We start from the raw sequence: 355 nt of genomic DNA on the forward strand, positions 1-355 counted from the left end.
CTCGGGGTGCCGTTGCCAGCCAGGAACTTGGCCTCGTCGGCGCCGTCCACGTCGGTCACGCTCAGGGTGCCGGTCTCGGTCAGCAGCGGAGTGCTCTCATCTTCGGTGACCGCACCGCTGTCAGTGCCACCGATCACGGCAGAGTCGTTGACGCCGGTGATGGTGATGGTGACGGTGTGCTCGGTGCCATCCACGGACTGCACGGTGAAGGTCTCGACCTTGGTCTCCCCCTCGCCCAGGTACTGCACCTTGCTGTTGTCGACGTTGTAGGTCCAGGCGCCGCCTTCGGTGATGGTCAGGCTACCCAGTGCGCCAGCGCTCGGGGTGCCGTTGCCAGCCAGGAACTTGGCCTCGT

Annotated in this window: 1 protein-coding gene; it reads right to left on the reverse strand. The window is 65.9% G+C overall.

Translation table 11 applies throughout. From position 1 onward, the window contains the following. Nucleotides 1–355 (reverse strand): VCBS domain-containing protein (locus tag KW824_RS20655; RefSeq protein WP_218410883.1); only part of this gene is annotated, 355 nt, incomplete at both ends.

Origin of the sequence: Aeromonas sp. sif0611, from assembly GCF_019218845.1 — a bacterium.
GTDB classification, from domain to species: domain Bacteria; phylum Pseudomonadota; class Gammaproteobacteria; order Enterobacterales; family Aeromonadaceae; genus Aeromonas; species Aeromonas media.